The sequence below is a fragment of the Kitasatospora sp. NPDC059408 genome (genome assembly GCF_042751525.1).
Lineage (GTDB): Bacteria > Actinomycetota > Actinomycetes > Streptomycetales > Streptomycetaceae > Kitasatospora.
In genome coordinates, this window is the sequence record NZ_JBHYWI010000143.1 from 1 (window position 1) to 13,011 (window position 13,011).

15 protein-coding genes are annotated in these 13,011 nt (G+C 72.7%); 10 read left to right on the forward strand and 5 right to left on the reverse strand.

Annotation, left to right across the window (positions count from 1 at the left end; all coding sequences use genetic code 11):
• Nucleotides 1–145 precede the first annotated feature (145 nt).
• Nucleotides 146–859: an IclR family transcriptional regulator gene (locus ACFXDE_RS42515; RefSeq protein WP_030246527.1), complete on the reverse strand. Its 714-nt coding sequence runs from the start codon at nt 857–859 to the stop codon at nt 146–148.
• Between the two features lie 234 nt (nt 860–1,093).
• Between ACFXDE_RS42515 and leuC the strand changes: the two genes are divergently transcribed.
• From leuC to ACFXDE_RS42535, 4 genes are all read left to right on the forward strand, one after another.
• Nucleotides 1,094–2,515 carry a 3-isopropylmalate dehydratase large subunit gene (leuC, locus tag ACFXDE_RS42520; protein WP_380445683.1) on the forward strand — a complete coding sequence of 474 codons (1,422 nt, stop codon included), beginning with the start codon at nt 1,094–1,096 and terminating at the stop codon, nt 2,513–2,515.
• Between the two features lie 3 nt (nt 2,516–2,518).
• The gene (gene leuD, locus ACFXDE_RS42525; RefSeq protein WP_380499565.1) at nt 2,519–3,115 is read left to right on the forward strand and encodes a 3-isopropylmalate dehydratase small subunit; all 597 of its coding nucleotides are present in this window, start codon (nt 2,519–2,521) and stop codon (nt 3,113–3,115) included.
• Between the two features lie 182 nt (nt 3,116–3,297).
• A complete protein-coding gene (locus ACFXDE_RS42530; RefSeq protein WP_380445681.1) occupies nt 3,298–3,645 on the forward strand; it encodes a hypothetical protein in 348 nt (115 codons plus the stop codon).
• A gap of 133 nt (nt 3,646–3,778) precedes the next feature.
• The gene (locus tag ACFXDE_RS42535) at nt 3,779–4,486 is read left to right on the forward strand and encodes an HU family DNA-binding protein (RefSeq protein ID WP_380499567.1); all 708 of its coding nucleotides are present in this window, start codon (nt 3,779–3,781) and stop codon (nt 4,484–4,486) included.
• 146 nt (nt 4,487–4,632) lie between these two features.
• On the opposite strand, the gene ACFXDE_RS42540 is transcribed toward ACFXDE_RS42535, so the two are convergent.
• Together ACFXDE_RS42540 and cofC are read right to left on the reverse strand one after the other, a co-directional pair.
• Nucleotides 4,633–4,854: a hypothetical protein gene (locus ACFXDE_RS42540; protein ID WP_380499568.1), complete on the reverse strand. Its 222-nt coding sequence runs from the start codon at nt 4,852–4,854 to the stop codon at nt 4,633–4,635.
• Nucleotides 4,855–4,911: 57 nt separating this feature from the next.
• Nucleotides 4,912–5,595: a 2-phospho-L-lactate guanylyltransferase gene (gene cofC, locus ACFXDE_RS42545; RefSeq protein ID WP_380499570.1), complete on the reverse strand. Its 684-nt coding sequence runs from the start codon at nt 5,593–5,595 to the stop codon at nt 4,912–4,914.
• A gap of 229 nt (nt 5,596–5,824) precedes the next feature.
• Between cofC and ACFXDE_RS42550 the strand changes: the two genes are divergently transcribed.
• The 3 genes from ACFXDE_RS42550 to ACFXDE_RS42560 all read left to right on the forward strand — a co-directional run bounded on the left by ACFXDE_RS42550 (nt 5,825) and on the right by ACFXDE_RS42560 (nt 8,863).
• Nucleotides 5,825–6,649 carry a lysophospholipid acyltransferase family protein gene (locus ACFXDE_RS42550; protein WP_380499572.1) on the forward strand — a complete coding sequence of 275 codons (825 nt, stop codon included), beginning with the start codon at nt 5,825–5,827 and terminating at the stop codon, nt 6,647–6,649.
• On the forward strand, nt 6,646–7,647 hold the full coding sequence (locus tag ACFXDE_RS42555) for an NAD(P)H-dependent glycerol-3-phosphate dehydrogenase (RefSeq protein WP_380499573.1): 1,002 nt from the start codon (nt 6,646–6,648) through the stop codon (nt 7,645–7,647). Before ACFXDE_RS42550 ends, ACFXDE_RS42555 begins: the two co-directional genes overlap by 4 nt.
• A gap of 70 nt (nt 7,648–7,717) precedes the next feature.
• Nucleotides 7,718–8,863, forward strand: coding sequence for a D-alanine--D-alanine ligase family protein (locus ACFXDE_RS42560; protein ID WP_380499575.1), 1,146 nt, complete (start codon nt 7,718–7,720; stop codon nt 8,861–8,863).
• Nucleotides 8,864–8,936: 73 nt separating this feature from the next.
• On the opposite strand, the gene ACFXDE_RS42565 is transcribed toward ACFXDE_RS42560, so the two are convergent.
• Entirely contained in the window at nt 8,937–9,452 is a 516-nt protein-coding gene (locus ACFXDE_RS42565; RefSeq protein ID WP_380499578.1) for a DUF3515 family protein, read from the reverse strand.
• Nucleotides 9,453–9,472: 20 nt separating this feature from the next.
• On the reverse strand, nt 9,473–9,706 hold the full coding sequence (locus ACFXDE_RS42570) for an Lrp/AsnC family transcriptional regulator (protein WP_218205768.1): 234 nt from the start codon (nt 9,704–9,706) through the stop codon (nt 9,473–9,475).
• 242 nt (nt 9,707–9,948) lie between these two features.
• Here ACFXDE_RS42570 and ACFXDE_RS42575 point away from each other — a divergent pair, with 242 nt between their 5' ends.
• The 3 genes from ACFXDE_RS42575 (at nt 9,949) to thiD (ending at nt 12,945) form a co-directional block, all read left to right on the forward strand.
• Complete coding sequence (locus ACFXDE_RS42575) at nt 9,949–10,914, forward strand: thiamine-phosphate kinase (protein ID WP_380445672.1); 966 nt, start codon at nt 9,949–9,951, stop codon at nt 10,912–10,914.
• A gap of 169 nt (nt 10,915–11,083) precedes the next feature.
• On the forward strand, nt 11,084–12,109 hold the full coding sequence (locus ACFXDE_RS42580; protein WP_380445671.1) for an ATP-dependent 6-phosphofructokinase: 1,026 nt from the start codon (nt 11,084–11,086) through the stop codon (nt 12,107–12,109).
• A gap of 23 nt (nt 12,110–12,132) precedes the next feature.
• A complete protein-coding gene (gene thiD / locus ACFXDE_RS42585; RefSeq protein WP_380499581.1) occupies nt 12,133–12,945 on the forward strand; it encodes a bifunctional hydroxymethylpyrimidine kinase/phosphomethylpyrimidine kinase in 813 nt (270 codons plus the stop codon).
• The last annotated feature ends 66 nt before the right edge of the window (nt 12,946–13,011 follow it).

Below are 13,011 nucleotides of genomic sequence, written 5' to 3' on the forward strand. Positions count from 1 at the left end.
TTCGAGTCCTGGAACCCCCCCAACAAATGGACGCCCCGGTTTCCCGGGGTTCTTTTTCGTTTTCCCCCCCCTGTCCCGCTGGCAAAAGCCGGGCGGCCCCCGATCGAAAGTGATCGGGGCCCGCCGGGCTTTTCCGCGTGGTGTGTCAGCTGCGCCGCAGGGCCTCGGTGAGCCGGTTCGCGGCTTCGATGATGGCCTGGGCGTGCAGCCGGCCCGGGTGGCGGGTCAGGCGCTCGATCGGGCCGGAGACGGAGACGGCGGCCACGACGCGGTTGGAGGGGCCGCGGACGGGCGCGGAGACGGACGCGACGCCCGGCTCCCGCTCGCCGATCGACTGGGCCCAGCCGCGGCGCCGGACGCCGCTCAGCGCGGTCGCGGTGAAGCGGGCGCCCTGGAGGCCGCGGTGGAGCCGCTCGGGCTCCTCCCAGGCGAGCAGGACCTGGGCGGCCGAGCCGGCCTTCATCGGCAGGGTGCTGCCGACCGGGACGGTGTCCCGCAGACCGGAGAGCCGCTCGGCGGCGGCTACGCAGATCCGCATCTCGCCCTGCCGGCGGTAGAGCTGTGCGCTCTCGCCGGTGACGTCGCGCAGGTGGGTCAGGACCGGGCCCGCGGTGGCGAGCAGCCGGTCCTCGCCCGCCGCGGCGGAGAGTTCGGAGAGACGGGGGCCGAGGATGAAACGCCCCTGCATGTCCCTGGTGACCAGACGGTGGTGTTCGAGTGCGACGGCGAGTCGGTGGGCCGTGGGGCGCGCCAGACCGGTGGCGGCGACCAGCCCCGCCAACGTGGCGGGGCCCGACTCCAGTGCGCTGAGCACCAGAGCGGCCTTGTCGAGAACGCCGACGCCGCTAGTGTTGTCCATGCCCTAAGACTGCAGTCTCATTCCGCGAGACGCAAGTTCAATCTCGCCGGAAAAGCGCCACTCTGGATGCAGCAGCCCGGGAGACACCCAGGATGGGGCCTCGACAGAGTGTCCGCATCGTGGACACCGATCCGGCGTGCAGGTCGCGCGAAGCGCTCCGCACCATGGGCGGCGACAGCTTTGACCTCGACGACACCGAGAAGGCCGGCAACGCGGCCGGCTGGAGGGAACCCGATGGGACGGACACTCGCAGAGAAGGTCTGGGACGACCACGTCGTGCGGCGCGCGGAGGGTGAGCCCGACCTGCTCTTCATCGACCTGCACCTGCTCCACGAGGTCACCAGCCCGCAGGCCTTCGACGGCCTGCGGCTGGCCGGCCGCCCGGTCCGCCGCACCGATCTGACGATCGCCACCGAGGACCACAACACCCCGACCCTGGACATCGACAAGCCGATCGCCGACCCGGTCTCCAAGGTCCAGCTGGAGACGCTGCGCCGCAACGCCGCCGAGTTCGGCGTCCGGATCCACTCGCTGGGCGACGTCGAGCAGGGCGTCGTCCACGTCGTCGGCCCGCAGCTCGGCCTGACCCAGCCCGGCATGACCGTGGTCTGCGGCGACTCCCACACCTCCACCCACGGCGCCTTCGGCGCACTGGCGTTCGGCATCGGCACCAGCCAGGTCGAACACGTGCTGGCCACCCAGACGCTGCCGCTCGCGCCGTTCCGCACCATGGCGATCACCGTCGAGGGCGAGCTGCCCGAGGGCGTCACCGCCAAGGACCTGATCCTCGCCGTCATCGCGAAGATCGGCACCGGCGGCGGCCAGGGCTACGTCCTGGAGTACCGCGGTTCGGCGATCCGGAGCCTGTCCATGGAGGCCCGGATGACCATCTGCAACATGTCGATCGAGGCGGGCGCCCGGGCCGGCATGATCGCCCCGGACGAGACCACGTTCGAGTACCTCAAGGGCCGCCCGCACGCCCCCCGGGGCGAGGACTGGGACGCCGCCGTCGCGTACTGGAACACCCTGGGCACCGACGAGGACGCGGTCTTCGACCACGAGATCTTCATCGACGCGAGCGAGCTGACCCCGTTCGTCACCTGGGGCACCAACCCCGGCCAGGGCGCTCCGCTGGGCTCCGCCGTCCCGCACCCCGAGGACTTCGCCGACCCGCAGGAGCGCACCGCCGCCGAGAACGCCCTGAAGTACATGGGCCTGGAGGCCGGCACCCCGCTGCGCGAGGTCAAGGTCGACGCCGTCTTCGTCGGCTCCTGCACCAACGGCCGCATCGAGGACCTGCGCGCCGCCGCCGCCGTCCTGGACGGCCGCCGGATCGCCGACGGCGTACGGATGCTGGTCGTGCCGGGCTCGGTGCGCGTCGCGCTGCAGGCCGTCGAGGAGGGCCTGGACAAGGTGTTCACCGCGGCCGGCGCCGAGTGGCGGCACGCGGGCTGCTCGATGTGCCTGGGCATGAACCCCGACCAGCTCGCCCCCGGCGAGCGCTGCGCCTCCACCTCGAACCGCAACTTCGAGGGCCGGCAGGGCAAGGGCGGCCGCACCCACCTGGTCTCCCCGCAGGTCGCCGCCGCGACCGCCGTCCTGGGCCGGCTGGCCGCCCCGTCCGACCTGACCGCCGACATCGCCGTGGAGGCCTGAGCCATGGAGAAGTTCACCACCCACACCGGCCGGGCCGTCCCGCTGCGCCGCAGCAACGTCGACACCGACCAGATCATCCCCGCCCACTGGCTGAAGAAGGTGACCCGCTCCGGCTTCGAGGACGGGCTGTTCGAGGCCTGGCGCAAGGACGAGTCGTTCATCCTCAACCGGCCGGAGCGCCGGGGCGCCACCGTTCTGGTGGCCGGCCCCGAGTTCGGCACCGGCTCCTCGCGGGAGCACGCCGTCTGGGCGCTGCAGAACTACGGCTTCCACGCCGTCATCTCGTCGCGCTTCGCCGACATCTTCCGTGGGAATTCCCTTAAAAACGGCCTGCTGACGGTCGTCCTGCCGCAGGAGACCGTGGAGCGGCTCTGGGTGCTCACCGAGAGTGACGCCGGTGCCGAGATCACGGTCGACCTGGAGGCCCGCGAGGTCCGGGCCGAGGGCGTCACCGCGCCGTTCGAACTGGACGACAACGTCCGCTGGCGGCTGCTCAACGGGCTGGACGACATCAGCATCACGCTGCAGAACGAGCCCGACATCGCCGCGTTCGAGGCGACCCGCCCGGCCTTCAAGCCCCGTACCCAGCCCGCTGCCTGAGATCCCTTCAGAACAAGCATTCTGACGATCCGCCGGATGGCCCGCCCCCTCCTCGGGGGGGCGGGCCATCCGGCGTTCCGGAGCACGAGTTAGGGCCGCCGGGCCGCCCCCGATTGCCCATTTGGCTTTGCCCGAGAGGGCCCCGCGCATGCACAACTGCGGGTAGATGGCACAATCAGTGCATGCACCGGCACCATGAACCTCCGTACGCGGGCGGCGAACCCGCGCCTTCGGAGTCCACGGGCCGGGGATCCGAACGCCGAATTGACGAGCGGCCGGACGTCGCCTCCGCACCTGCTGAGGGGCCGGACGACCCGGAAGTCGCAGCGCTCTACGCGCTTGTGGCCGAGCGGTTGAAGCAAGCTCACGACCGTGTGCATGCGCTGAACGTGTCTACGGATGCAAAGACCGCTCTCACCCGTCAACTCCTCATCGTCACCGAGGCCGCCAAGCGCGATCTTCCGGAGGCGGCAAGGCGGTTGAGTCGGTTTGTGCATGACCTCGACGAGGGGCGCCCGCCGCTCGGCTGAGGTCGCCGACGCGCAAATCCATTGCGACACTAGGGTGATTCGCGCGTTTGGTAATTGAAAGTCCGCAGATACATACCTAACGTGCGAAAAGAACGGATGGAATCATCCGGCGCCCGTTTCCGAAGGGGAAGACGTGAACAAGGCTCAGCTTGTCGAAGCGGTGGCCGAGCAGCTGGGCGGTCGCAAGGCTGCCGCAGAGGCCGTCGACGCAGTGCTCGACACCATGGTCCGTGCCGTTGTGGCCGGTGACCGGGTTTCGGTCACCGGTTTCGGCACCTTCGAGAAGGTGGAGCGCTCCGCGCGCTTCGCCCGCAACCCGCAGACCGGCGAGAAGGTCAAGGTCAAGAAGACCTCGGTGCCCCGCTTCCGTCCGGGCCAGGGCTTCAAGGACCTGGTCAGCGGCAGCAAGAAGCTGCCGAAGGAAGGCCCCTCGGTGAAGAAGGCCCCCAAGGGCTCCCTCACCCCGGGCAAGAGCGGCGTCGCCGCCACCCCGGCCGCCAAGCGCGCCGCCACCAAGCGCGCCGCCGCCGCTGCCGCCGCGCCGGCCGCCAAGAAGGCTGCCGCCAAGAAGACGGCCACCACGGCCGCCGCCAAGAAGACCACGGCGACCGCCACGAAGAAGACGGCCGCCGCCAAGAAGACGGCCACCACGGCCGCCGCCAAGAAGACCACGGCGACCGCCACGAAGAAGACGGCCGCCGCCAAGAAGACGGTCACCACCGCCGCCGCCAAGAAGACCACCGCGACCGCCAAGAAGGCGACCGCCACGGCCAAGAAGACGGCTCCGGCGAAGAAGACCGCCACCCGCAAGACCACCGCGCGCAAGACCACCGCCAAGTAGTCCCGCGCGGCGTCCTCGGACGGCCTTCGAGAGAAGCCGTGGCGTACCCGTTTCCGCATGACGCGGAGGCCGGGCCGCCACGGCTCTTTCGCGTTGCGGTCCTCTTCCCGCCGGGCGTCCGGCCGGCACCGCCGGCGGGTGGCGGTTCAGCCGTCGGCCGGGTCCGGGAAGGTCTGGAGCGTCAGGAAGACCACGCGGCGCGCCCCGCCGCTGCCCTCGGTGCGGATGCGCACCCGCTGGCCGGGCCGCAGCAGCCGCAGGCCGCCGGCGTCGAAGGCGGCCGCGTCGAACGGCACCGGGGTCCCGTCGTCGAGCAGCACGGAGCCGGCCCGGGTGGCGGGGTCGAAGGTGAACGCGGTGGCCTGCATGCCAGCAGCATAGCGAGCGGGTCCGACAGTCCCGGGCGGCGTCTCGCGGGGCGTGCGTCAGGAACGGCCGATGAGGGCGAACGAGGCGCTCGTGTGGGGGCCGACGCCGAGGGCCAGGGCCTCGCCGAGGTCCGCGCCGGTGTCGACGTCGCGGCGCACCGACTCCACGTCCGCCAGGCCCAGTTCGAGCGCCCCGCCGGCCGCGTGCCGGGCCCGTGAGCCGTCCCCGAACGCGGGGGCGAGCGGGCTGCCGGGGGCACAGGCGAGCAGCGTCGTGCCGAGGCCGGGGGAGTCCGGCAGGAAGGCCCGGCCCCGGGACGGCACCGCGCCCAGCACCCGGGCCAGTTCGGCCGGCCGCAGCGCCGGCAGGTCCGCCGAGAGGGCGGCCAGCGGCGCGTCCGGGGCGAGCGCCAGCGCGGCCGCCGCCCCGTGCGCCAGCGCCCGGTTGAGGCCGCCGCCGGGTTCGTCGGCCACCACCACGGCGCCGAGCGCGGCCAGCCGAGGGCCGGCCGCGGGGTCCCGCGTGACCACCAGGACGCGGGCGACGCCCGGGGTCGCGAGCGCGGCGGTGACGGTGTCGAGCGCGAACGAGAGCGCCAGGTCGGCCCGGTGCGCCCCGGCGTACGGGGCCAGCCGGGACTTGGCGAGGGCGAGCGGCTTGAGCGGCAGCACCAGCGACCAGCCGGCGGTGGGTGCGGCGGGCGCGACGGGCCCGCTGGGGCGTACGGTGTCCTGGGTCATCGGCGTCATTGTGACGCCGGCCCCGGAGCCCCCGCCAGGCCGTCCCAACTGTGCGGACGTGCGTTTGATCACGACCGCCCGGTGCGCTGGCGCGGTCGCTCGACAGTCGGTGAGCGGGCGGGCGACACTGTTCCGCGCCCGCGATCCGGGCACCGGGCGCCCGGTGCACCGGCGCCGGGAGGCAAGGACCGCGGCACCCCGTGTGCCGCACGGATGAGGAGGACCTGGGGTGGCCCGCCGCTCGCACGCCAAGTTCGGCAACGCCGACTACGGCATCTGGTACCGCTTTGCGGCCGTGCTGGTCAAGCCGGTGACGACCGCGCTGGTGAAGCCCGACTGGCGGGGCTGGGAGCACCTTCCCGAGGAAGGTGGATTCATCGCCGCGGTGAACCACAATTCGATCATCGACCCGTTGGTCTACGCGCACTGGCAGTACAACAGCGGCCGCCCGCCGCGGATTCTCGGCAAGTCCTCGCTGTTCTCGATTCCCTTCATCGGATTCATGCTGCGCAAGACCGGCCAGATTCCGGTGTTCCGCGAGTCGACGGACGCCGCACAGGCCTTCCGGGCCGCGATCGACGCCGTCAACAACGGCCAGTGCGTGCAGTTCTACCCCGAGGGCACCCTCACCCGGGACCCGGACCTGTGGCCGATGACCGGCAAGAGCGGCGTCGCCCGGGTCGCGCTGATGACCGGTGCGCCGGTCATCCCGGTCGCGCACTGGGGCGCCCACGAGATCATCCCGCCGTACGGCCGGCCCGGTTACGGGAAGGGCAGGTTCAACCTCTTCCCGCGCCACCGGGTGGTCGTCGCGGCCGGTCCGCCGGTGGACCTGAGCAAGTACCGGGGCATGGAGCTCACCGCCCAGGTGCTGGGCGACGCCACCGAGGACATCATGACGGCGATCACCGCCGTGTTGGCCGGCGTGCGCGGCGAGGAGCCGCCCGCCGAGCGCTACGACATGCGCAGGGCCGCCCGGGAGCGGGCCGCCGCCGCGCTCGCCGAACGCCGCCGCGCCAAGGGCGGCACGAACACCGAGGAGGCCGGTCAGTGACCCGCTGCGCCGTGATGGGGACCGGCTCCTGGGGCACCGCGTTCGCGATGGTGCTGGCCGACGCCGGCAGCGAGGTCGTGCTCTGGGCCCGCCGCCAGGAGCTGGCGGACGCGGTCAACACCACGCACGAGAACCCGGACTACCTCCCGGGCGTGCGCCTGCCCGACTCCGTCCGCGCCACCACCGACCCCGCCGAGGCGCTGGCCGGCGCCGACTTCGCCGTCCTGGTGGTGCCCTCGCAGACGCTGCGCGACAACCTGGCCGCCTGGGCGCCGCTGATCGAGCCGCAGACCGTCCTGGTCAGCCTCATGAAGGGCATCGAACTCGGCACCGCGAAGCGGATGAGCGAGGTCATCGACGAGGTCGCCAAGGTCGGCCGGGAGCGGGTCGCGGTGGTCAGCGGGCCCAACCTGGCCAAGGAGATCGCCAACCGCCAGCCCGCCGCCAGCGTCGTCGCCTGCAGCGACGAGGCGGTCGCCAAGCGGCTCCAGGCGGCCTGCCACACGCCGTACTTCCGCCCGTACACCAACACCGACGTGGTGGGCTGCGAACTCGGCGGCGCGGTCAAGAACGTGATCGGCCTCGCGGTCGGCATGGCGGCGGGCATGGGGCTCGGCGACAACACCAAGGCGACGCTGATCACCCGCGGGCTGGCCGAGACCACCCGGCTCGGCGAGGCGCTCGGCGCCGACCCGCACACGTTCGCGGGCCTCGCCGGGATGGGCGACCTGGTCGCCACCTGCTCCTCGCCGCTGTCGCGCAACAACACCTTCGGCATGAACCTGGGCCGGGGCATGTCCCTCGCCGAGACGATCGCGGCGACCAAGCAGACCGCCGAGGGCGTCAAGTCCTGCGAGTCGGTGCTCGACCTCGCGCGGCGCAGCGGCGTCGACATGCCGATCGTCGAGGCCGTCGTGGACGTCGTGCACAACGGCAGGCCCACCCAGGAGGCGCTGCAGACGCTCATGTCCCGCTCCGCGAAGGCGGAACGGCGCTGACCGCCGGGCGGCGGCGTGGCGGGGCGGCTAACTTTCCGGAAACACGTCGCACGGTAGTCTCAAACGCGATATGAGCATCGAACAGTCCTCCCCGAACCCGTCCGCCCCGAAGCCCCGCGTCGCGCTGGTGTTCGGCGGGCGCAGCTCCGAGCACGCCATCTCGGTCTCCACCGCGGGCAGCGTGCTCAGGGCGATCGACCGCGACAAGTACGACGTGCTGCCGATCGGCATCACGCACGAGGGCCGCTGGGCGCTGACCAGCGACGAGCCGGCCAGGATGGCCATCACCGACGGCAGGCTGCCGGACGTGGCGCACGTCGCCGAGTCCGTGGACGGGCAGGTCGCGCTGCCGGTCTCGCCGGGCAGCCGCGAGGTCCTCCTCAGCGAGCCGGGGGGCACCCCCAAGGCGCTCGGCGAGGTCGACGTGGTGTTCCCGCTGCTGCACGGCCCCTGGGGCGAGGACGGCACCCTGCAGGGCCTGCTGGAGCTCTCCGGGGTCCCGTACGTGGGCAACGGCGTGTTCGCCAGCGCGGCCGGCATGGACAAGGAGTTCGCCAAGCGGATCCTCGCCTCGCACGGCCTGAACGTCGGCCGCTACACCATCGTGAACCGGCGCGACTGGGAGACCGAGGAGGGCCGCGCGGCCGTGCGCGAGCGGGTGGCCGAGCTCGGCCTGCCGCTCTTCGTCAAGCCCTGCCGGGCCGGCTCCAGCATCGGCATCACCAAGGTCAAGGACCTGGCCGAGCTGGACGCCGCGATCGAGGAGGCCCGTCGGCACGACCCCAAGCTGATCATCGAGGCCGGGGTGACCGGCCGCGAGATCGAGTGCGGCGTGCTGGAGTTCGAGGACGGCCCGCGGGCCAGCGTGCCCGGCGAGATCATGGTCGGCGGCGACTACGAGTTCTACGACTTCGAGGCCAAGTACATCGACTCCTCGGACGTCCGGATCCCGGCGGAGCTGTCGGCGGACGAGACCGCCGAGATCCGTCGCCAGGCGGTGGCCGCGTTCGAGGCCTTCGGCTGCGAGGGCCTCGCCCGGGTGGACTTCTTCCTGCTGGAGGACGGCACCTGGATGATCAACGAGATCAACACGATGCCCGGCTTCACCCCGATCTCGGCCTACCCGAAGATGTGGGAGGCCACCGGGGTCGCGTACCCGGAGCTCATCGACCGGCTGCTCCAGGCGGCGCTGCGGCGCTCGACCGGGCTGCGCTAGTCGTCCGCGCGGGAACGGAGGGCGGGCCGGGAAGCTCCCGGCCCGCCCTCCGTCGGTCGTTCGTCCGTTCCGGTCAGCCGGGGACGTTCGCCTTGACGGCCGCGGTGACCGCCGAGGCGGGGTCCAGTGGGCTGTCGTAGACGTTGGCGGGGGAGATCACCTCGACGTACGCGGCGCGCATCGTCGTGACGAAGCGGTAGCTCCCGTCGTCCAGCTTCTGCGACCACCACGTGACGTCGTCGAGCGTCGGCGACATGTCCATGGCGTGCGGGCCGTCGAGCTCCTCGGGCCGGTCGATGCCGCACCGCAGCACCGTCCGGGGCGAGGTGTCCCAGACCGCGACGTACGGCGAGGACGGCGACGGGTCCTTGCGGGCGTGCCCGAGCAGCTCCTGCGGCAGCGCGGCGGCCAGGTTCCGGCAGTAGCCGGCCGCCTTGCCGGTCGGCGTCGGCACCTCGATGTCCGCCGGCCCGCTCCAACTGCCGAGCAGCACCACGACGGTGCAGGTCAGCGCGACGGGCACGGCGAGCCAGCGGACCGGCGCGGGCAGGGCCGCGAGGACGCGGGGGACGCGGAGTTCTCTGGGCACCAGCCGATCGTAGCCGTGCCTTACAGGTGGACCACCGGACAGGTCAGGGTGCGGGTGATGCCCTCCACCTGCTGGACCTTGGCCACGACCAGACGGCCGAGGTCGTCCACGGTGTCGGCCTCGGCCCGGACGATGACGTCGTAGGGGCCGGTGACGTCCTCGGCGGTGAGCACGCCGGGGATCTTGGAGATCGACTCGGCCACGGCGGTGGCCTTGCCGACCTCGGTCTGGATCAGGATGTACGCCTGTACCACGGGGGCCTCCCGGCGGCCGGTTGGGGGGATCGCCGCCGTGCTCGCCCGGAGGGACGTCGGGTGGGAAACGGGCTCACCGGCAGTCTGATCACCACGCTACCGCGCTGCGGGCCGGGGAGGGGAGACCTCTGCACCCCGGGAGGGCGTACGCTGCGCGCGGGGGGAGCGACGGGGGACCGGATCCGGATGGCAGCGCGATCCGGACGGCAGCACGATTCGGATTGAGTGCGAGAGGACGGCAGATGCAGGGGACCGTGGGCGAGCTCGGCGAGTTCGGCCTCATCAGGGAGCTGACCGCCCGGGTACCGCTCACCGACGCGGTCGACCTCGGCCCGGGCGACGACGCGGCGGTGGTGAAGGCCCCGGACGGCCGGGTGGTGGCCACCACGGACGTCCTGATCGAGAACCGGCACTTCCGCCGGGACTGGTCCACCGCCTACGACGTCGGCCGCAAGGCCGCCGCCCAGAACCTCGCCGACGTGGCCGCGATGGGCGCGGTGCCGACCGCGATACTGCTGGGCCTGGTCGCCCCCGCCGACCTGCCCACCACGTGGGCCACCGAGCTGATGGACGGGCTGCGCGACGAGTGCCAGGTGGCCGGCGCGACCGTGGTCGGCGGCGACGTGGTGCGCGGCGACACCGTCATGCTCGCCATCACGGCGCTCGGGGACCTCCAGGGGCGCGCGGCCGTGCTGCGCTCCGGCGCGCAGGTGGGCGACGTGGTCGCGGTGACCGGCTGGCTGGGCTGGTCCGCCGCCGGCCTGACGGTGCTCCAGCGCGGCTTCCGTTCCCCGCGCGCCTTCGTCGAGGCGCACCGCCGCCCCGAGCCGCCGTACCACGCCGGCCCGGCCGCGGCCGAGTTGGGCGCGACCTCGATGATCGACGTGAGCGACGGGCTGGTCGCCGACCTCGGGCACGTGGCCCGCGCCAGCGACGTGGACATCGACCTGTTGGCCGCCGACTTCGACGTCCCGGCGCAGATGGCCGACATCGGCCAGGCCGTCGGGGTGGACCCGCTGGTCTGGGTGCTGTCCGGCGGTGAGGACCACGCGATCGTGGCGACCTTCCCGCGCGGGATCCAACTCCCGGCCCGCTGGCGGGTGGTGGGCGAGGTGACCGGCCGGCCCCGGGGCACCCGCGGCGGCCGGGTGACGGTCGACGGCGCGCCCTGGGACCGGGTCGGCGGCTGGGACCACTTCGCCGAGTGACGTACGCGGTACGGCTGATGGCGCTCGGACACGCGTACGGAACGTCACGCTCCCGGGTGCCGCGGACGGGATTCGCGCGCCGGTTCTGCGTAGGCTTGCGAGGGATCGAGCCCGCCCGCCCTCCGGGCGCGGGTGGTCCGAACCACTGCGAGCGGAGAACGCACCAACCATGCGCATCGGTGTTCTGACCAGCGGCGGCGACTGCCCCGGCCTCAACGCGGTGATCCGCTCCGTGGTGCACCGGGGCACGGATGTGCACGGTGACGAGATCGTCGGGATCCTGGACGGCTTCCTCGGTCTGATCGAGGGCCGCACCCGCCCGGTCTCGCACGACGACGTCACCGGACTGCTCACCCTCGGCGGCACCATCCTCGGTTCGGCCCGGGTCCGGCGCGAGCGGATCGCCTGGGCGGTGGAGAACGCCAAGACGCTGGCCCGGGACATCGGCATCGACGCGCTGATCGCGATCGGCGGCGAGGGCACGCTGACCGCCGCCAAGCTGTTCAGCGAGGCCGGACTGCCGGTGGTCGGGGTGCCGAAGACCATCGACAACGACATCGACGCCACCGACGTCACCTTCGGCTTCGACACCGCGGTGCACGTCGCGACCGAGGCGATCGACCGGCTGAAGACCACCGCCGAGTCCCACCAGCGCGTCATGGTGGTCGAGTTGATGGGCCGGCACACCGGCTGGATCACGCTCACCGCGGGCATGGCCGGCGGCGCCCACGGCATCCTGATCCCGGAGAAGCCGTTCGACATCGAGGCGGTGGCCCGGATGGTCGAGGACCGCTTCGCGCGCGGCAAGAAGTTCGCCATCATCGCCGTCGCCGAGGGCGCCGCCCCGATGCCCGGCACGATGCGCTTCGACCACGGCGAGGTCGACCAGTTCGGGCACCGGACGTTCGGCGGGATCGGCAACCGGCTCGCCAACGAGCTGGAGAACCTGCTCGGCAAGGAGGCCCGCCCGGTCATCCTCGGCCACACCCAGCGCGGCGGCACCCCGACCGCGCGGGACCGGGTGCTCGCGACCAGGTTCGGGTGGCACGCGGTGGAGGCCGTGCACGCGGGCGCGTTCGGCCACTTCACGGCGCTGCGCGGGAACGCCATCGAGCTGCGGCCGGTCGCGGACGCGGTGACCAGGCTGAAGACGGTGCCGGAGGACCGCTGGGCGGAATCGGAAGCCGTGCTCTGAACACCCGGAGGTAGGTTGAGCCCATGGTTTCGACTGCACCTCCCCACGCGGCTCCTCCCCGCGTGCTCACCGTCGCCGGCTCCGACTCCGGCGGCGGCGCCGGCATCCAGGCCGACCTCAAGGCCATGCTCGCCCTCGGCGTCCACGGCATGAGCGTGATCACCGCCGTCACCGCGCAGAACTCGCTCGGCGTCCAGGGCTACTGGGAACTACCCGCCGAGGCCGTCCGGGCCCAGTTCCGCAGCGTGGTGGACGACATCGGCGTGCAGGCCGTGAAGACCGGGATGCTCGCGTCGATCGAGCTCGTCGAGACCGTCTCGGACCTGCTGGCCGGGGTGGACGCCCCGGTGGTCGTCGACCCGGTCGGCGTCTCCAAGCACGGGGACGCGCTGCTCGCCGCCGAGGCCGTCGCGACCGTCCGCGAGAAGCTGCTGCCGGTGGCCACCCTGGCCACGCCCAACCTGCACGAGGTGACGCAGCTCACCGGCCGCACCGTCGAGGACGAGGGGCAGATGCTGGACGCCGCCAAGGCGCTGCTCGACCTCGGGCCGCGCTGGGTCCTGGTCAAGGGCGGGCACCTGGCGGGCGAGGCCGCCGACCTGCTGTACGGCGGGCCGGGGGAGGAGCACTGGTACCGGGCGCCGCGCTACGACAACCGGCACACCCACGGCACCGGCTGCACGCTGGCCAGCGCGATCGCCGCCGGACTCGCCAAGGGCGAGCCGCTGCCGGAGGCCGTCGGCTCGGCCAAGGAGTACATCACCGGCGCGATCGCGGGCGGCTTCGCCCTCGGCGCCGGGATCGGCCCGGTCGACCACGCCTGGCGCTGGCGCTGACGAACGCCGGTGGGCGGGCCCCGTCGGGACCCGCCCCCCCCCCCGGCGCCTCCGGGAGGGCCCCGG